Source organism: Halochromatium glycolicum (assembly GCF_016584085.1).
In the GTDB taxonomy this organism is placed as follows: Bacteria; Pseudomonadota; Gammaproteobacteria; order Chromatiales; family Chromatiaceae; genus Lamprobacter; species Lamprobacter glycolicus.
In genome coordinates this window covers 20,244-38,782 of sequence record NZ_NRSJ01000037.1, presented here as the reverse complement: position 1 = coordinate 38,782, position 18,539 = coordinate 20,244, and the positions used below count along the sequence as shown (strand labels likewise).

17 protein-coding genes and 1 other RNA gene are annotated in these 18,539 nt (G+C 64.7%); 5 read left to right on the top strand and 13 right to left on the bottom strand.

Features of this window, described 5'->3' with window-relative positions:
- Positions 1-5: 5 nt before the first annotated feature.
- The 3 genes from ubiH to CKO40_RS17355 form a co-directional block, all read right to left on the bottom strand.
- Positions 6-1,361: a 2-octaprenyl-6-methoxyphenyl hydroxylase gene (gene ubiH, locus CKO40_RS17365; RefSeq protein ID WP_200347714.1), complete on the bottom strand. Its 1,356-nt coding sequence runs from the start codon at positions 1,359-1,361 to the stop codon at positions 6-8.
- Positions 1,362-1,569: 208 nt separating this feature from the next.
- Positions 1,570-2,883: a Xaa-Pro aminopeptidase gene (gene pepP, locus CKO40_RS17360; RefSeq protein ID WP_200347724.1), complete on the bottom strand. Its 1,314-nt coding sequence runs from the start codon at positions 2,881-2,883 to the stop codon at positions 1,570-1,572.
- 77 nt (positions 2,884-2,960) lie between these two features.
- Entirely contained in the window at positions 2,961-3,872 is a 912-nt protein-coding gene (locus CKO40_RS17355; RefSeq protein WP_200347713.1) for a UPF0149 family protein, read from the bottom strand.
- Between the two features lie 194 nt (positions 3,873-4,066).
- Here CKO40_RS17355 and CKO40_RS17350 point away from each other — a divergent pair, with 194 nt between their 5' ends.
- From CKO40_RS17350 to CKO40_RS17335, 4 genes are all read left to right on the top strand, one after another.
- Positions 4,067-4,276 carry a TIGR02449 family protein gene (locus tag CKO40_RS17350; protein ID WP_200347712.1) on the top strand — a complete coding sequence of 70 codons (210 nt, stop codon included), beginning with the start codon at positions 4,067-4,069 and terminating at the stop codon, positions 4,274-4,276.
- Complete coding sequence (locus CKO40_RS17345) at positions 4,277-4,639, top strand: cell division protein ZapA (protein WP_200347711.1); 363 nt, start codon at positions 4,277-4,279, stop codon at positions 4,637-4,639. It begins immediately after the preceding gene.
- A gap of 13 nt (positions 4,640-4,652) precedes the next feature.
- Positions 4,653-4,838, top strand: a non-coding RNA gene (ssrS, locus tag CKO40_RS17340) — 6S RNA.
- A 64-nt stretch (positions 4,839-4,902) separates the two neighbouring features.
- Positions 4,903-5,487, top strand: coding sequence for a 5-formyltetrahydrofolate cyclo-ligase (locus CKO40_RS17335; protein ID WP_200347710.1), 585 nt, complete (start codon positions 4,903-4,905; stop codon positions 5,485-5,487).
- 322 nt (positions 5,488-5,809) lie between these two features.
- Here the strand turns inward: CKO40_RS17335 and ilvA are convergent, their stop codons facing one another.
- Positions 5,810-7,384, bottom strand: coding sequence for a threonine ammonia-lyase, biosynthetic (ilvA, locus tag CKO40_RS17330; RefSeq protein WP_276570830.1), 1,575 nt, complete (start codon positions 7,382-7,384; stop codon positions 5,810-5,812).
- Between the two features lie 125 nt (positions 7,385-7,509).
- Between ilvA and rpiA the strand changes: the two genes are divergently transcribed.
- Positions 7,510-8,178 (top strand): ribose-5-phosphate isomerase RpiA, encoded by a 669-nt coding sequence (rpiA, locus tag CKO40_RS17325; protein ID WP_200347708.1) that lies wholly within the window; start codon positions 7,510-7,512, stop codon positions 8,176-8,178.
- Positions 8,179-8,307: 129 nt separating this feature from the next.
- On the opposite strand, the gene CKO40_RS17320 is transcribed toward rpiA, so the two are convergent.
- The 9 genes from CKO40_RS17320 to CKO40_RS17280 all read right to left on the bottom strand — a co-directional run bounded on the left by CKO40_RS17320 (position 8,308) and on the right by CKO40_RS17280 (position 18,403).
- Entirely contained in the window at positions 8,308-9,438 is a 1,131-nt protein-coding gene (locus CKO40_RS17320) for a sulfur reduction protein DsrS (protein WP_200347707.1), read from the bottom strand.
- Positions 9,439-9,487: 49 nt separating this feature from the next.
- Positions 9,488-9,802, bottom strand: a complete 315-nt coding sequence (locus tag CKO40_RS17315) for a HesB/IscA family protein (protein ID WP_200347706.1) — start codon at positions 9,800-9,802, stop codon at positions 9,488-9,490.
- A 24-nt stretch (positions 9,803-9,826) separates the two neighbouring features.
- Complete coding sequence (locus CKO40_RS17310) at positions 9,827-11,209, bottom strand: cobyrinic acid a,c-diamide synthase CobB (RefSeq protein WP_200347705.1); 1,383 nt, start codon at positions 11,207-11,209, stop codon at positions 9,827-9,829.
- 160 nt (positions 11,210-11,369) lie between these two features.
- Positions 11,370-12,599, bottom strand: coding sequence for an NrfD/PsrC family molybdoenzyme membrane anchor subunit (nrfD, locus tag CKO40_RS17305; protein ID WP_200347704.1), 1,230 nt, complete (start codon positions 12,597-12,599; stop codon positions 11,370-11,372).
- A 73-nt stretch (positions 12,600-12,672) separates the two neighbouring features.
- On the bottom strand, positions 12,673-13,452 hold the full coding sequence (gene dsrO / locus CKO40_RS17300) for a sulfate reduction electron transfer complex DsrMKJOP subunit DsrO (protein ID WP_200347703.1): 780 nt from the start codon (positions 13,450-13,452) through the stop codon (positions 12,673-12,675).
- Between the two features lie 25 nt (positions 13,453-13,477).
- Positions 13,478-13,945 (bottom strand): sulfur reduction protein DsrJ, encoded by a 468-nt coding sequence (locus CKO40_RS17295; protein WP_200347702.1) that lies wholly within the window; start codon positions 13,943-13,945, stop codon positions 13,478-13,480.
- A gap of 28 nt (positions 13,946-13,973) precedes the next feature.
- On the bottom strand, positions 13,974-15,935 hold the full coding sequence (locus tag CKO40_RS17290; protein WP_200347701.1) for an NAD(P)-binding protein: 1,962 nt from the start codon (positions 15,933-15,935) through the stop codon (positions 13,974-13,976).
- Positions 15,936-16,084: 149 nt separating this feature from the next.
- Positions 16,085-17,617 carry a sulfate reduction electron transfer complex DsrMKJOP subunit DsrK gene (gene dsrK / locus CKO40_RS17285; RefSeq protein WP_200347700.1) on the bottom strand — a complete coding sequence of 511 codons (1,533 nt, stop codon included), beginning with the start codon at positions 17,615-17,617 and terminating at the stop codon, positions 16,085-16,087.
- 54 nt (positions 17,618-17,671) lie between these two features.
- Complete coding sequence (locus tag CKO40_RS17280; protein WP_200347699.1) at positions 17,672-18,403, bottom strand: respiratory nitrate reductase subunit gamma; 732 nt, start codon at positions 18,401-18,403, stop codon at positions 17,672-17,674.
- Positions 18,404-18,539: the final 136 nt, after the last annotated feature.

Below are 18,539 nucleotides of genomic sequence, written 5' to 3'. Positions count from 1 at the left end.
GGTTCCTAGGCTTGACTGGCAGGGTCTGCTTGGCGCGCGGCGTCGGCCGCGGCATCGGTGACGGGGGTCGGCGTGCGGGGCGGCTCGGCGAGCAGCGGCACATTGGCGCTCGGCGCCGGCGGCATCGCACTGGTCGCCGGCAGCCCGCGCGCGAGCCGCGGCTGCGGTCCGAGCGCACCCATGAAGCGCCGAGCGAGGTGATGCCGCGCCGGTGGCAAGAGATCGAGCCCGAGCAGGCCCAGGTTGCGGCCGGCCCGCACCGGTCCCCAGGGGTTGACGAACAGGCGCGCGAGCCCGTCGGTGAGGCCGGCGATCAGCGCATGCTCGGGCGCCCGCTGCCGGCGATAGGGGCCGAGCACGGATGCGCCGCCCGGGTCCTTGGCGGTCATCTTCGCCGCGACCAGCAGATCAGCGAGGACCGCGACATCGCGCAGCCCCAGGTTGAAGCCTTGCCCAGCGACCGGATGCAGGGTGTGCGCCGCATTGCCGATCAGGATCAGCCGCTCGCGCGTCAGGCGCTTGGCCAGCATCAGCTTGAGCGGATAGGCGATGCGGCGCCCGGGGCGGGTCAGGCAGCCGAGCCGGCCGCCGAAGCGCGTCTGTAACGCGGCGAGGAAGTCGTCATCCGAGAGTCCCAGGATCGCGGGCGTCTCGGTCTCGTGCGCGGTCCAAACGACGCCATAGCGGCCCTCGGTCATCGGCAGCATCGCCAGCGGGCCGCTGTCGGTGAAGCGCTCGAACGCGGTGTCGGGGCGCGTGCTGGGCGGAATGCCCTCCGGGGTCACGGTGGCAATGATCGCGTCGTAGCCGTAGCGCTGCTCGCGCACCGTCAAGCCGAGGCGCTTGCGCACCGCCGACTCGGCGCCGTCGGCCGCAACCAGCAGCGCGGCGGTGAGCAGGCGCGAATGGCCGGCGACCGCGACCTCCAGACTCACGCGCTCCTGGGTGACCTGCAGGCCGACCAGGCGCCCGGGGCGCAGCAGCGTGATCCGCGGCGAGGCCTGCAGCCGTGCGCTGAGCGCCGCGCCCATCGCGCGCGCCGGGGCGACATAGCCGAGCGCCGGCACGCCTTCATCCTCGGCGTCGAGATGGGCGAAGCCGAAATGGCCACGATCGGAGACATGGACGTGGCGGATCGGCGCCGCCGCCGGCGCGATCTGATCCCATAGGCCCATGCCTTCAAAGATGCGCGCGCTGCCGCGCGAGAGCGCGATCACGCGCTCGTCGTAGCTCGGGTGCGTCGGGCCATCGGCCTCGGTGGCCTCGACCACGGCGATGCGCAGGCCGGTGTCGGCAAGCGCGACGGCCAGGCTCGCGCCCACCAGGCCGCCCCCGATGATGACCAGATCATAGTCGTGCATAGGCAAATCTCGCGTCGTCGTCCTCTCGCGCACAGCATCCTAGCCTGCAAGCGGCCTAGTGGTGCGCGCAATGCGCGCTGTCGCGCCGCATCATGTCCTCGTCAAGGTCGCCCCGGCGAGCGACGATCATCGGTCCTCGCCCGGCCGCCGCGCAGATCGATCAGCAATGTTAAGGAGAGGCTGATCGATTGGCCAGCCCGGCCAACGATCAGGCAGCGCTCGCCATCAATGCCTCAATCGCGTCCGGGTCCTTGGGCACATCGGCCGACAGGACCGCATGGCCGTCCTCGGTGACCGCGACATCGTCCTCGATGCGGATGCCGATGCCGCGGTACTCGGCCGGGGCCTCGGCATCCGGCGCGATGTAGAGCCCCGGCTCGACCGTCAGCACCATCCCCGGTTCGAAGCGGCGCCAGCGCCCGTCGAGCTTGTACTGGCCGACGTCATGGACGTCCATCCCGAGCCAATGGCCGGTCTTGTGCATATAGAACGGCTTGTAGCGCTCGTCCTTGATCAGCTGCTTGAGATCGGCCCCGTCCGGGGCGATCAGCCCGAGATCGACCAGGCCCTGGGTCAGGACTTTGAGCGCGGCCTTGTGCGGCTGGTTCCAATGGTTGCCGGGGCGCACCTGCGCGATCGCCGCCTGCTGCGCCGCGAGCACCAGCTCGTAGAGACGCCGCTGCGAAGCGCTGAAGCGGCCGTTGGCCGGGAAGGTGCGGGTGATGTCGGAGGCATAGCCGTCCAGCTCGCAGCCGGCGTCGACCAGCACCAGGTCGCCGTCGCCGAGCGCGTGGGCGTTCTCGACATAGTGCAGGACGCAGGCGTTGGCGCCGCTGCCGACGATCGGCGGATAGGCCTGGAAGCGTGCGCCCTGCTCGGCGCAGGCGGCGATGAAGGTCGCCTCGAGCTGCTGCTCCGGCAGACCAGGACGGGCGTGCTGCATCAGCCGCTGATGGGCCGCGGCCGAGATCGCCGCCGCGCGGCGCATCAGCTTGAGCTCGGCCTTGGATTTGATCAGGCGGCGCTCGTGCAGCAATTGATCAGAGCTGATCAGCGCCGTCGGCGCAGTGACGCCGGTGCGGGCCTTGGCGCGCACCGCGCGCAGCCAGCGCATGACCTGGAGATCGAGCCCGTCGTCGACGCCGAGCGGATAGTAGACCCGGCGGCGGTCGGCGAGGATCTCGGGCAGCTTCTCGTCGATCTCGGCGATCGGGAAGGCCTGATCGGCGCCGAACGCCGCGACCGCCCCCTCGACCCCGAAGCGATACCCATCCCAGACCTCGCGCTCCGGGTCGCGCGGCCGGCAGAAGAGCACGAAGGCGCCGTCCTTGCGCTTGGGCGCGAGCACCGCCACCGCCTCCGGCTCCGGGAATCCGGTCAGCCAGCTCAGGTCGCTCGCCTGACGATAGGGATGATGCACATCGCGGTTGCGGATCACCTCGGGCGCAGCCGGTACGATCAGTACCGAGTCGGGGCCCAGCGCGCGCATCAGATCACGCCGGCGGCGCTTGAGCTCGGCCATGCTGTAGGGCGGGCGTGCCGGGGATCTCGCTTTGCGGTCCGCGCGTGCAGTCGCGTCTGGGCTCATTACTGGGCTCATCAATGGACCTCCTGGCCGGGTCCCGACTGCGTCGTTGGCGCGCCAACAGCGTCTGCGCCTGCAGGGGATACCGACTCGCGGATCGCCATCGCCGCCACCCGCAAAAATTCGGTGATCTCGGCCAATGCCTGCTCGTCTTCTTCACCCTCGTCGATCGCCGCCAGGTCCATTCGGGTGAGCTCGACCAGGTCAGAGAATGCCTCACGCGCTTCGCCGTCCAGACCCTCAGGTTCAAGTCCGCCGAGCGTCAAACCAAACAACAGCCCCCTTACCCAGTCATGCACGGCCAGCGCCCGCTCGCGCAATGGACGGTCCTCGGGCGGTAGCAGCAGATTGAAGCTGACAGACGGCGGCGCGATCGCCTCCTCGGTCCAACGCGCCAGCGTGGCGAGCTCGGCCAGCAGCGCATCGCCATCGATCGCGGTCTCGGTTTCGGTCTCGGTCGGCTCCGGTGCATGCGAATGATGCGTGTCGCATGCGTGGCCATGCGCTTCGGCATGGGCGTCCAAATGACCATGATCCTGTTCATGATCGAGCCCCTGGCCGCTGCCAGTCGCACCCACCTGACCGGCGACGGTCAAGTCGATCGCCGCTGCGCCCGTCTCAACGGCGCCGCCGTCCTGCCCAAGCGAGGACGCTTGCTGCGCACCCGGCAGTTCAGCCGACAGCCCAGCCGACAGTCCAGCTGGCGGCTCTGCTGGCTGTGCCTGACCGAGCAGATGCTGGGACCAGCGCACAACCGCCCTGGGCGGCGTTCCCAGTTGCGTCGACCAACGCCCGACCGGATCAGGCTCATGTGCGGCCAATAGACCGCAGAGTATCGCCTGCGCCTCCGCGGCACTGGGCGCAAGCTCGACCCCAGCCAGCAGCTGGTCAAGCCTGTCATAATCGGGAACGGGATCGGAGACCATCAACAATTCCTGAAATAGCAGTTGCTTCGACGGCAAACCAAACGGTCGCGCGAGGATTTCAAGCGCACCGGGCGCACCGGGCGCAGCGGTAGCGCGGCAAACGACGATTGCGGGGGAATGAGACGCACGACCTCGTTTGACCCAACCTTGGCCGCCTTCTATAGTCGCGCAAGGCTTTTCAGCTGGGGTTTGGCATGGCCGATTTCGATATCGATCTATTAGAGCAACATGTGGATACGCTGATCCGCAAGTGCCAGCAGCTCAGCCATGAAAACGCCTCCCTGCGTGCAAGCCAAGAGCATCTGGTCGCCGAGCGCGCTGAACTGATCGAGAAGACCGAGCTCGCGCGTAGCCGACTTGAAGCCATGGTCGCACGTCTCAAGGCGATGGAGGAGCAACTGTAAATGACCGCTTCTGCTCACGACCGGGCCGTACCGGTCACGATCCGCATCCTCGATAAGGAGTACCGCATCGCCTGTGCGCCCGAGGAGCAGCATGGGCTCATCGATTCCGCGCGGCTGCTCGATGAGCGCATGCGCGAGGTCAGGCAGAACGGCCGTGTCATCGGCGCCGACCGCATCGCCGTGATGGCCGCCCTCAACCTCGTCTACGAGCTGATGCGCGAGCGCGACGCAATCAAGGAACAGCACCATCGACTGCAGGCCATCCAGGATCGGTTGTCTGAGGCCATTGAAACGCCGCAATCAGAGGCATCCGAGCCGCCTCAAGATCCGGCCGGGCTGGACGCTGCGAACGATAAGGTATAGTCTCGTTCTCAGACATCTCCTGCGGTGTGCGGCAGTGGTCTGGGTATTTTCTTGAGCCTAATCCGTACCCAGGGAGCGCCAAGAATCGAGCCGTTGTGCATGTCCGCCTCGAGCGGAAAGCCTGAAGCACGATGCAGCGCTCCCACTTGAACCCTCTGGTTCAAGAACGAAGGCCTGCACCGGCACAGGCGGGAGATGTCTCTCCCTTGATCTGCCGCCGCTCGTGACGGCGCGCTTCAGCAGCCTCCCTCAGTGTCATCGCCGTGAGCGATCCGTTTCTACGCCGCCGCCTCCGAAAGGCTCGGCGCCAACTGAACCGCCGTGAGCAGCAGGATCATGCCAGGGCTGTGGCATCCCGGTTCGTTCGCTGTGGATTCGGCCATGCGGCGCGCCGGATCGCGCTGTATATCCCGACCGGCGGCGAGCTCGACCCTTGGCCCCTCGTCGAGCGACTCCACCGCAACCGACGCTGGTACCTGCCCGTGCTGCGCGGCCATGCCCCCGGACGGCTTTGGTTCGTTCGCCATAGACCCGGCGAGCCATTGCGCCCAAACCGGTACGGCATCCCCGAGCCCGCCCGCCGCAACCGGCAGATCCTGCCGACCCATGGCCTTGATCTTGTCCTGGTGCCCTTGGTCGGATTCGATCACGACTGTCACCGGATCGGCATGGGGGCGGGCTTCTATGATCGCAGTCTCGCGTTCTTGAGCAGCCGCCGCTATTGGCAGCGACCGCGGCTCGTCGGCCTCGCGCACGAGTGCCAACGCGTCGACAGGATCGAGCCCAAACCCTGGGACGTGCCCTTGGACGCGGTGATCACCGAGGCATCGGTCTACCGCCGGCGATGACCCGGCGAGCGCATGCCAAGAAGACCGCTAGATACCATCGGTTAGATATACCCAAAGCACGTCAATGCTCGGCACGGCAGAGCGGAGGGTCGGGTGACGGCGAGCGGGGGTGTCGACGGCATGGATGCCGTCGTCAAGCCTCCAGGGATGGATTCACGGCGTCCCCCGAGCGCCGTGACGCGACCCAGAGCGGTCGAGGAAAACCGAAAATCGGTTTGCGATGGGTATACCATCGGCCGCAGTCGTTCATCCGCACCGAAGAGCCGTGCGATCGAGCCGCGATCGAGTCCGGGCGCCCGACGCAGCGTCAGTGCATCGACGCTCATCCGCCGCGCTCGATCCCGGCGAAGAGGCGATAGGCCGGGTTCTCGGTCTCATCCCAGAATGGGTAACCCAGACCGGTGAGGAGCTCAGTGAACTCGGAGTCGTCGGCCTCCGGCACCTGAATCCCCATCAGGACCCGCCCGTAGGCCGCGCCGTGATTACGGTAATGGAACAGACTGATGTTCCAGCGCCGTCCGAGCCCTGAGAGGAAGCTCAGCAAGGCCCCTGGACGTTCCGGAAACTCGAAACGGACCAGGCGTTCGTAGCTCACACCCGGTGCATGACCGCCGACCATGAAGCGGATATGCAGCTTCGCGGTCTCGTTGTCACTCATATCGGTGACGGCAAAGCCCTTGTGCTCGATGCGCTCGATCATCTCCTGCCGTTCGGCGAGACCACCACCAAGCTCGACACCGACGAAGACCACGGCCGCGTGCTCATCGGCGTAGCGGTAGTTGAACTCGGTGATCTGCCGCTTGCCAAGGGCCTTGCAGAACGCGAGGAAGCTACCGGGGCGCTCCGGGATCTCGACCGCGAACAAGGCCTCACGCCGTTCGCCGAGCTCAGCGCGCTCGGCGACATGGCGCAGACGATCGAAATTGATGTTGGCCCCGCTCTCGATCGCGATCAGCGAGGTGCCCCGGACACCTGTGCGCTCGACGTACTGCTTGAGTCCGGCGACGGCAAGCGCACCGGCCGGCTCGGCAATACCACGGGTATCGTCGAAGATGTCCTTGATGGCGGCACAGATCGCGTCGGCACTGACCAGCTCGACCTCATCGACCGTTTCGCGCGCGATTCGGAAAGTCTCCTCACCGATCTGCCTGACCGCGACCCCATCGGCGAACAGCCCGACCTCGGGCAGCACTACGCGCTCATTCGCGGCAAGCGCCGCATGTAGGGTCGGGGCATCCGCCGGCTCGACCCCAATGATCTTCACCTCCGGATGGATCGACTTCACATAGGCAGAGACGCCCGCAATCAGGCCACCGCCGCCGACCGGCACGAAGATCGCGTGCGGCGGGTCCGGGTGCTGGCGCAGGATCTCCATCCCGATCGTACCCTGCCCGGCGATCACATCCGGATCATCGAACGGATGCAGGAAGGTCAGGCCGCGCTCCTCCCGCAGCATCATCGCATGCTGATAGGCCTCATCGAACGAATCCCCGTGCAGGACCGCCTTGGCGCCCCAGCTGCGCACAGCGTCGACCTTGATCCCCGGGGTGGTCTTCGGCATCACGATCACCGCCGGCACGCCGAGATGGGAGGCGCCCATCGAGACGCCCTGGGCATGATTGCCGGCCGAGGCCGCGATCACCCCGCGCTCGAGCGCGGCGGCCGGCAGATGCCGGAGCTTGTTGTAGGCGCCGCGGAGCTTGAACGAGAACACCGGCTGTAGGTCCTCGCGCTTGAGCAGGACGCGATTATCGAGACGACCCGACAATCCCTTCGCCATTGTCAGCGGCGACTCAAGCGCGACATCATAGACTCGCGCCTTCAGGATGCGCTCGATGTAGGCATGGAGCATGGTAGGGGAAAGAGCGGCAGCAGCAAACGCGTCAGCATACGCCAGAGCAGCGACTTGAGCCTTTGATATACTCCAATCAAACTGCGGTCATCGCGAATAGGCGCCTGCTCGAGCCGGGCCAGCGCGATCACTGATCGAATCATTCTTCATCTGAGCCACGAGGAGAAGTCATGGGCGCTGCACAGAGCCAGGACGAATTCAAGAAGCAGGCGGCCGAGGCCGCGCTCAATCATGTCCAAGGCGGAGTCGTCGGCGTCGGCACCGGCTCGACGGTCAATCACTTCATCGATTATCTGGCCACGATCAAGGGCCGCATCGACGGCGCCGTCTCGAGCTCCGAGGCATCAAGCAAGCGCCTTGAGCAGCACGGCATCCCGGTCCTCGATCTCAATAGCGTTGGCACCCTGTCGCTCTATGTCGATGGCGCCGACGAATCGAATCAGTCGCTGCAGCTGATCAAGGGCGGTGGCGGCGCCTTGACCCGAGAGAAGATCGTCGCCGCCGCGAGCGAGCGGTTCGTCTGCATCGCCGATGAGAGCAAGCTGGTCTCGGTCCTGGGGCGGTTCCCACTGCCAGTCGAGGTGATCCCGATGGCACGCAGCTATGTCGCGCGCGAGCTCGCCAAGCTCGGTGGCAACCCGGTCTGGCGCGAGGGCTTCACGACCGACAACGGCAACCTGATCCTCGACGTCCATGGGCTCGAGATCGCCGAGCCGATGGCGCTCGAGCAGGATATCAACAACATCGCCGGCGTCGTCACCGTCGGGATCTTCGCCCTTCGTCCCGCGGACGTGCTGATCCTCGGCGCCGCAAGCGGCCCGCGGACAGTGACGATCTAGCGTCGCCGTCGATGCCTGCTGAACCGACTCCCGCGGTACCGCAGGGCGCACTCTGACTGAAGAAGCGGCAGCTGGACGGCTCCCAGCAGGAAGCCTTCCCGGTCCCGGGTCGCATGCCTGAGCTCGCGTTCAGGACCGCCCGCGTAGCTGATCCAGCTCGGCCTGCAGCGGCTCTGTCACCGGTGTCAGCTTACGTCGCATCAGGCTGCCGAGGGTCGTCGGATCGGGCAGCAGCGGCCGGATCAAACCATAGCCGGTACCCGATAGCACCCGCATCGCCGCCAGATCCGGCGCCGCCGCGGGCAGCCGTTCCAGCACCCGCTGAACCGATTCGGACGCGACCTCGCCGTCAAGGCCCGCAAACGCTCGCCCATCGGCGAGTAGCGGCTCGATCGCCAGGTCCGGATCGCCCTCGGGTCTGAGCACGTAGAAGTACTCCCGCAACAGGTCGAAACCGGCACTGACGATCTCTTGATTCGGCGGTTTCGAGAGCACCGCCGAGAGGGTCTTAAGGAAGGTCTGCCCGCTGGCACTGGTCACCCGCACGAGCAGTCCGGCCACCGCATTCCCCGCAGCAAGCTCATCGGCAAGCGTCGCGGCAATCTCCTCAGCGTCGGCACGCGCCGGCTCCTGTTCGGGCAGGTCATCTGGGCGTGCACGCAGGAAGCCTACCAAGTAGGCCTGCTTGCGCGCCGACTTCTTCCAAAGCTCCGCGATCCTCTCGTCGCTGAGCAGACCGGCCTGCAGTACGAGCCGAACCGACTCCATCATCTTCTCGTGATCGGTCTCGAACGGGAGGTATTCGACCAGATAATCGGCCAGCACCGGTCCCATCTCACTGGCGACGATCGTCGGGTTCTGGAGCATGCTGCGCGCATTCTCAGCGTCTTCCATCGCCCACCAGGCCCGGCGGGCGAGCTCTGGTGTCAGCCCTGGCGAGCCGACCGCGGCGACCACGGCCTCCGATTCGCCGAGCATCAGCAGCTGCTCGAGGCTCTGATCGCGCATCTGGCCCATCCGCGTCCAGCGCCGCAGATAGACTGGATAGCCCCCCGGCGAGCCTAGGATGTGGCCCGAGATCAGCTCCTTGACGGCGCGCAGATAGGTCTCCGGCGAGCCGGTCGGATTCAGAGCGACCTTGGCTTCACCGCGTTCGGAGAGTCCGTAGACGATCAGCCGCGACTCATCGATGCGAATCGCCTGCGGACGATTCGCGAGCAGCACGTTCAAGCGCAGCTTGTCTTCGCTCGAGAGCTCCATCTCTTTCGCTTAGGCCCGATCGAGCGCCTGAACAGCCTGAGCATCACCCTCAGGCATCAGCGGGCGGCTGATAGGTTGGGTCCTTGGGGTTCAGGAAGATGAAGTGCGGTTTCCCCGGCTCGATCTCGACGAAGTCCATCACGGTCTCGTCGAGCAACGGCACGTCCTCGGGCGACATCACGATATCCACGCCCTCGCTTTGGAAGCGGATGTCCTCCTCGGTCGCGGCATCGAACCCCATCCGGTAGTCGATCGCACCGTCTTCTTTCTGAGTCGCTGCCAACCGCAGCGACATCCCTTCTGTGCCCCCCTCTTTCGCTGCCCGCATGACCTGTTCTGCGGCAGCCGTCGTCAGTTTGAACATAGGTCTCTTCCTAGTCGCGTTGCTTCAATGTCGCGAATCCCGGACGCTGTTGACGAATCGGCGCGTCCAATGCACCGAGCCGGTGTCGCGCAGGTGCGCATAGCTCGCTAGCAGATTCTGCTGAATGATACCGTCATGGGCGCCATCGATGCCGGCTCCGCGCAGCACCCGATAGGCGTAGCGCCAATCCGGCGATGGGGCAATGATCGCTGAATGATGGAACTCATGGGCGCAGATCTCGGCTGGCTGCTCGGCGTCGGCCGGCCACGGAAAGGCCTCTGTCTCCTGGAGGCGCATGTAACCTCTCCCCTGCGGTCTTGGATGCATTGCGACATCGGCAGCGAGCACGCCGCACATGCGGCGAGTCTCGCCCTTCCAATGCAGACGATCGCAGAGATACATCAGCCCACCACATTCTGCATAGGCCGGACCACCGTCCGCGATGAAGGCCGCAATCGCTTCCCGCATTGAGTGGTTCGCCTCCAGCTCGCGCATCCGGCATTCGGGAAAACCGCCGCCCAGGATCAAGCCATCGACCTCAGGCAGCGCCGCATCGGCAACCGGGCTGAAAGGCATCAGCTGAGCGCCCGCCTGTTCCAGCCGGACGAGATCGCCCGGGTAATAGAAGCCGAAGGCGTCATCCATCGCAAGCCCGATGCGCACAAGGGGCCGGTCCAGCTGCGGGGTTGAGGCCAGGCGAGGCATGGCCTGCTCCAGGGTCGGCGAGCACGCTGCGATGGATAGGACCTGATCCAGATCCAGCGACGATGCGACCAAGCGGCGGATGGATTCGATCGTGGCCTCGACCTCGGCGGCCTCATTGCTCGGGATCAGGCCGAGGTGGCGCTCTTCGATCACGACCTCGGGCGCACGCGGAACGGCCCCAACGACCGGCAGGTCAGTGTAATACTCGACTACGCGGCGCAGGTTTGCTTCGTGTCGACTGCCTCCGACGCGGTTCAATACGACGCCGGCGATGTTGAGGGCCGGATCGAAGGCCTGATAGCCGAGCAGCAGCGGAGCGATCCCGCGACCCATGCCCTGGGCGTCGATGACAAGCAGCACCGGCGCCTCGAGCAGCTTCGCCAGCTCCGCATTGGAGCCGGCACCGTCCAGGTGGATGCTGTCGAAGAGCCCGACATTGCCCTCGATCAGCCCGATCGTCGCGGCGCCGGAAAAGCGCGCGAACTCACCGCGGATCTCGTCGACCCCCATCGTATGGAAGTCGAGGTTGAAGCAGGGACGGCCGCCTGCTGCACGAGCGAGCCAGAGCGGATCGATGTAGTCAGGGCCTTTCTTGAAGGTTTGGACGACCTCTCCGCGCTGCAGCAACTCGCGCGTTAGGCCGATGCTGAGGGTCGTCTTACCCGACGACTTTTGCGGCGCGGAAAGGTAGAGGTGGGCCATTGCAGTTACACAGCGGCGCGGGGATGGATGCGTCGCCGAGCAGCCAGCGCACTCAGAACTCCCGCGAGATCGCGGTCGGCCGAGGAGACGCGGTCAAGCGCCGCCCGCCGGCCAACGAGATGGATCACCAGCCTTGCGCAATCAATCCAGACGAAGGCGATCAGGCATGCCGCGCGCTTGCATGTGGATCGACGTCGCGATCGGCGAGCGACTCGGGCAGAAACTGCAGCACCCGAATCCCGACCGCGGTGATCAGCAGCGCAACACCAACGCCGCCCAGGCCGAGCAGCAGTTCGGGGAAGCTCGGTGAGTACGGAGCGACCCGACCGCCGACATCCCCGGGCGCCCCGAACTGGATGACCGTGTGCCCCGGAAACATCTCTTGGGGATAGGCCTGGCTGCCGATGATGATCACGTACATCGCGGCCAATCCGCCGGCGACCACGAGCGCACTGGCCGTCGCGATCCAATCACGCTGCTTGCTCAACTCCGGATGGTAGACGATCCCGAGCGGGATCAGACCGCCGATCAGAACCCAACCCACCCAGAACAGGGCCGTATAGAGACCGCCGTTGATCAGCAGGAAGGCCTCGATATCACTGTTCTTGGCACCATAGAGCTTGGTCAAATGGTAGACCAGCGTGAAGTACAGCACCGCGGCAACGAACAGCCCGAGCAGATTCTTCAACCGCTTGAGCATGGCCTGCCCGATCGGCCGCCCGTCCGCGTCGAAGGCGTAGAACAGGACCAGGATATAGATCGCCAGACCGTAGGCGAACGACATCACGACGAAGAGCGGAGCCAGGATCGCGGTGTCATAGGCCTCCCGACCAACCAGGAAGCCGAAGATGGAGCCGGTACCAGTCGTCAACGCGAGACGCCAGAGGAACGCAAAGGTGCCGACCGGTTTCTGCAAATGATTTCCCTTGCGCTCGGCCATCGTCCAGAGATAGCCGATAACGATCGCGGCAAAGCCGGAGTACAAGAAGATGTTCCAGGCGAAGATCGAGCTGAAGTTGTAGGTTGTCATCGCCACCAACAGCCGATCGGGCCGCCCCAGGTCCAGCACCAGGACGAGCAGCCCGCCAACGAGCAGGGCCACGGCGAGCAGTCCAGAGAGCCGCGCGAGCGGCTTGTAAGCCACCTTGTCGAATACGGTGCCGATCGAGGCGACGTTGAGCGCGCCGGATGCCGCGATGATCAGAAATACAGCGAACACGTGGGGCGTGCCCCAGACGACCGAATTGGTCATGCCGGTTACCCAATGCCCCTCGTGCTCCATATAGAGCGCCGACAGGCCGCCCACGGCGATCACACCGGCGAGCATTGCAAGCAATCCCCAATAGCGTTGAGGCTCGACCAGCCACTCGCGATAAACGATTCTCTTCATGCTGACTTCTCTAGCGTGGTGCAATGGTGTCAAGGCTTGGCGTCATCCGATGGACTGTGGCCTCGACTCGCGGTCAGATGCCAGCGTAGCGCACGCCGGTATTGAGCCCCAGGTCTTGGCGGATCTGGCGATTCGGCTTCTTGGCCAGCGCTTGGCGCAGCGGACCGGTCGGGTCCTTGAGGTCCCCGAAGACCAGGGCCTGATGGCCTTCGGCCGAACAGGCATCCGCGCAAGCGGTGGAGATATCTCCGGTATCGAGCCGATGTGCGCATAGGTTGCAGCTTTCGACACATCCCTTGCCGCGCGGCGCCCGGGTCAGCTTCTGATCGACCTGCTCGTGGATGAACGAGCGCGCCTTGTAGGGACAGGCCATCATGCAGTAGCGGCAGCCGATACAGGTGTGGCGGTCGACCATGACGATGCCATCGGCGCGCTTGAACGATGCACCGGTCGGGCAGACGTCGACACAGGGCGGATGTTCACAGTGCTGACACATCAGCGGCAGATTCGTCACCTGCCCAGTCAGGTTGTCCTGCAACTTGACCTTGCGGATCCAGGTGGCACGCTGATTCTGCCACTTGAGCTCATCGTCACCGAGCGGCTGCGACTGAAGATTCAGACCGTTCTCCTGATCGCAGGCATCGACACAGGCGGTGCAGCCATCAGCACACTTGCTGGTATCGACCAGAAGCCCCCAGCGATGGGCATCACTGACCCCGCCAGTCGGTGCCGCCGCCTCGGAATCGACGGTATGCAGCACCATACCCGGGGCGACGGCCGCCGCAGTCAAGCCGGCGGCAGCGCCAAGAAAATCTCGGCGGCCTTGGTTAGTCGGTTCGGATTCGTTTTTCATCGATTCGCTCGCCTCGCTCACTGCTTCACCGCTCAGCGCTGGTCGCAGCGAGCGGCGCTGCGCCGGTCGGATGCGCATGCGCGGCAGCAACCTCGTGGTTCCAGGCCTCGCCCTTGGGCACCGTGGCGTGGCAGTCGAAGCAGTTCATCTCCACCGCGGCATAGTCATGGCAGCTGCTGCAGAACTGTCCCTCTGCGTCGATCTCGATCGGCGTGCCCTGACGGTCGTAGCCGACGTGGCATGAAACGCAGCCCGAGAGGCTATGCTTGGCCCCACGAATGCCCCCATAGACCGTCTCGTCGCGTTGGTGACGGATCAGCTCGAAGTGATTGCGGCGCATGTATTCGGTCGGCTCGACGCAGTTCTCGACCGCCGCCGCTTTCGAGCTGGGTTGCACGAAATCGCCGACCTCCTCGGCCTTGGCCATCGCGCTCAGGCCGAGCGCGACGGACAGAAACGCGAGGAGGACGCCTTTGGACAAGACTTCTGCCATCGACGTCTCCTGCAGTGCTGTAGGTTGCTTATTCACCGAGGCCCATCTTGATGTAGCCGGTCGGGCAGACATCGGCGCAGATATGGCAACCGATGCACTTGTCGTAGTCGGTATCGACGTAACGACCAGTGGTGCTCTCGGCCTTGTTGACCCGGAACACGGCATCCTGCGGGCAGAAGATCACGCAGTTGTCGCACTCGAAGCACATGCCGCAGCTCATGCAGCGCTTGGCCTCGTTGACCGCGTCCTCTTCCGAGTAGCCGATCACGCGTTCCTTGAAATGGCCAAGCACCTCTTCCGAGCTCGGCACCTCTTCCTTGCGCAGCACCCGCGGCGTGTACGGGAAGTGGCCGAGATAGAGCTCATCGTGCGGGATGACCTCGGCGCCGGAGCGATCCTCATAGTTATGGATCGCATACTTGGCGTCGGAGGTCCCGCGCAGGTCGCCGCTCTCGTTGACGTCGAAGGTCTCCGGTGCCAGCTTCGCCTCATTGAGCTTGGCCAGCAGGTCGAAGTGGTGCACGTCGACCTTAGGCCGGCGCTTGTGCTCGGCCTTGTTGACGTACTCGTCGATCGACTCGACCGCGATCCAAGCCTGGCCGATGGCCGTCGTCAGCAGGTGCGGGCGGATGATGTCGCCAGCGACGAAGTGGCCCGGCTTGTCCGGGACCTGATAGAACTTGTCGCTGTTCATCAGGCCGCGGCCATTATCCAAGTCTTCGAGGCCGCTGAGCTCGCCGCCCTGGCCGATGGCCGCAACCACCAGATCGGCATCGAGCACGCGCTCGGTGCCCTCGACCGGGGTCGGGCGTCCATCCTTCATCTCGCAGTCGGCGACCTTGAGGCCGATGGCGCGGCCCTCGTCGTTCTTGATGACCTCGGTCGGCATCACGCCGTCGAGGATGGTCACACCCTCGTGCAGCGCGTCATGGACCTCATGCTCGGCCGCGGTCATCTTCTCGCGCGTGAACAGTGAGGTCAGCGTCACCTCGGCGCCCTCGGCGGCCGCGGTCATCGCGGTGTCGTGGGCGACATAGCCGTCGTGGATCACGGTCTCAGGCAGATCGCTCTTACCGGACTTGGTGATGTGGCCAAGACGGCGGGCGACCGAGACGACGTCGATCGAGGTATCACCGCCGCCGACGCAGACGACCTTCTCGGCCGTGACCTTCATGCGGCCTTCGTTGAAGGCCTTCAGAAAGGCGACACCGGAGACGCAGTTCGGGGTGCCCTCCCAGCCCGGCACCGGCAGCCCGCGGCCGGACTGACAGCCGATGGCCCAGAGGATGGCGTCGTAGTCCTGCTCGAGCTGCTCGACCGTGACATCAACACCAACCTTGGTGCTCATCTTCAGCTCGATGTCACCCATATCGAGGATACGGTTGATCTCGGCGTCCAGGGCATCGCGCGGGACGCGGTAGCCCGGAATCCCGTAGCGGAACATCCCGCCGAGTTCGCTGTTGGCCTCGAACACGGTGGCCGCGTGGCCCTTGCGACGCAGCTGATAAGCCGCGGCCAGGCCGGCCGGACCACCGCCGATGATCGCGATGCGCTTGCCGGTGCTGAACGGGGCGGGCTCGAACCTGTAGCCCTGCGCGGTGGCGTTGTCGCCGATGAACTGCTCGACCGCGTTGATGCCGACGAAGTCCTCGACCTCGTTACGGTTGCAGCCGTCCTGACAAGGCGCCGGACAGACACGCCCCATCATCGACGGGAACGGATTCGCATCGGTGGAGCGCCGGAAGGCGTACTCCTGCCAGGTCATCCCTTCTGGTGGCTTCTCGAGACCGCGCACGATCTGCAGCCAGCCGCGGATGTCCTCGCCCGATGGGCAACTCCCCTGACAGGGTGGCGTCTTGTGCACATAGGTCGGGCACTTGTGCGAGGTGTCCTGAACGAAGATCTGCTCGGTCAGGTTATCCCAGACGTTGTCGCCATCCTCGAAGCGGCGCCAGGAAAGTTTGGTCATTTCGTCACTGGAAGTTGCCATCGATAACGCTCCTAAGAACAGTCGAAGTCGAGCTAGGCCCCTGAATCGATTCGTTGGCGCGGGCTACGAGGCGTACCCCAAGCTCGTGTTAGCTGCTTTCTCAATCTGCCGACCCTATTGCCGAGACGCGCCCTGCTGCCGGCTGATCGTCAGGCCGCCTCGTCGGCGGCCTCGTCTTCGTCCTCGGTCTCCTCGCCGGTCAGAACCAGCGCATTCGAGACCAGCTGGTGGACGCTGACGATCTGGTCGAGGTCCATGCCGTAGTACGGCAGCACCTTGGTGAACTGGCTCTTGCAGATGGCACAGATCGCGGCCATGTGCGTCACACCTTTCTCCTGGATCACGTTGTTCAGCGCCTCGACACGCGGCTGCGCCCCTTTGACCCGCACCTCCATCAGGTCATCGGTCAGAAGGCCACCACCACCGCCGCAGCAGAAGGTGCGGTCGCGGATGGTCTCCTCGTCCATGTCATAGAAGTGATTGCAGGTCGCGCGGATGATCGCGCGCGGGATGTCGAACTGCCCGCCGGGCCGGTCGCCCATCCTTGAGGCACGGGCGACGTTGCACGAGTCGTGGTACGTCAGCACCATGTCGTCATTGCGACTCTTGTCGAGGTTGAGCTTGCCCTCTTGGATCAGCCCATAGGTGAACTCGCAGATGTGCTGCGGGATCGGGTAACGCTGATCGAGGAAATCCCAGGGGCCGGCCAGCGTGTTCAGGAAGCTGTAAGCGACGCGCCAGGCATGACCGCACTCGCCGAACACGATGCGCTTGACACCGAGCTTGATCGCGGCCTCGCGGATGCGGAGCGCGACCCGGCGCATGTTCTCGTAGGAGCCGATGAACATGCCGAAGTTGGCCGCCTCGGAGGCATGACTACTGAGTGTCCAGCTGACGCCAGCCTCGTGGAAGACCTTGCCATAGCCGATCAGCCCATCGACATGGGGCTCAGCGAAGAAGTCGGCCGAGGGCGTGACCAGCAGGATCTCGGCCCCTTCCTGGTCGAGCGGGTACTTGACCTCGACGCCGGTGTCATCGAAGACATCCTCCTCGAGCCCTTCGAGGGTATCGGCCAATGCAGGACCGGGAAGGCCGAGGTTATTACCGATCTTGTAGACCTTCCCGATGATCTCGTTGCAGTATTTTTGCCCGACGCCGATGTGGTCCATGATCTCGCGCGCGGCCATCGAGATCTCGGCGGTATCGATGCCGTAGGGACAGAAGACCGAGCACCGGCGACATTGGGAGCACTGATGGTAGTAGCTGTACCAGTCGCCCAGGACCTCTTCGGTCAGGTCCTCGGCCCCGACCAGCTTTGGAAACAGACGCCCTGCGAGCGTGAAATGGCGCCGGTAGACCTTGCGCATCAGGTCCTGTCGACCGACCGGCATGTTCTTCGGGTCATGGGTGCCGAGATAGTAATGGCACTTATCGGTACAGGAGCCGCACTTGACGCAGGAGTCGAGGTAGACCCGCAGCGAACGATAACGGCTGAGTAGGTCACCCATCTTATCGAGCGCCTTCTTCTGCCAATCGTCGACGAGCTCCCCCGGAAAGCCAAGGTCTGCCTGGAATTGCGGCTTCGACTTGAACGGGCTCGAGTGCGCCATCACGCCAGGCTCGACAGCCGGGATCTCGGGATACTGTTGGAGTTCGGGGACTTCGAAGTCGGCCTTCGCCATGATTCAACCTCGCATCGAAACGTCGCTAAACATCATCGGAGAGACAGGATTGTGTCAGTCCTGTTCCAGACGCCGAGCCCAAGGCGCGAGGTGGCGCTGCTCGCGAGGATTGTCGACCTGGTTTCGCGACGGGCTGAAGAAGAGCCCCGGCGCATGCAGGAGCTTGCTGTATGGGAAGATGATCATCAGCACCGCCACCAAGAGTAGGTGCAGCAGCAGCAGCGGGTCGGCCGGCAGCGTATAGACCTGGCCGACATAGAGCCCCTGAAAGAATTGCTTCACCCGCATGATGTCGGTGTGAACCACGAACCGCATCATTAGACCGGAGAGGCCGATCGTGATCAGTAGGGCCAGGATCAGATGATCAGACAAGGCGGTGATATAGCGCACTCGGTCGACGAGGAAGCGACGCCCCCAGAGCCCGGCTAGGCCGATGACCATTGCAATACCGCCGTAGATACCGAACGGCTGAATCAGCTGGATCGGCATCGGGACCGGCTCTAGGAAGTAGCGTAGATGCCGCAGCGTGACCAGGAACAGGCCGAAGTGGAACATCCAGCCAAAGATCCAGGTCCATTTACTCCCGCGGAACAGGCTCTCGAAGAACACCACCTCGCGTGTGAGACGCAGCGCAACGCCCGTCTTCGTGGTCGGCGCTGGTGTCGTCGGGATCTTCAGCGGCGCAGGGGTGCGCGCATATTGGATGACCTTATTGGTCAACCCGGCGACCAGCACAAAGGCCGCGAAATAGAACAGACCGGCGTAAACATCCGACAGAAACGACATGTTTCCGCTACCTCAGTGGCGTAGGCTCAGTGGTGTCCGCTCATCAAGAGCCGGACCTCTGGTGCGCAATATCGAGAATGCGATCGGAGCCGGGCGCGGCCAGTCATGGCGTGCCCGGCGAGACCGAGCCGTACTG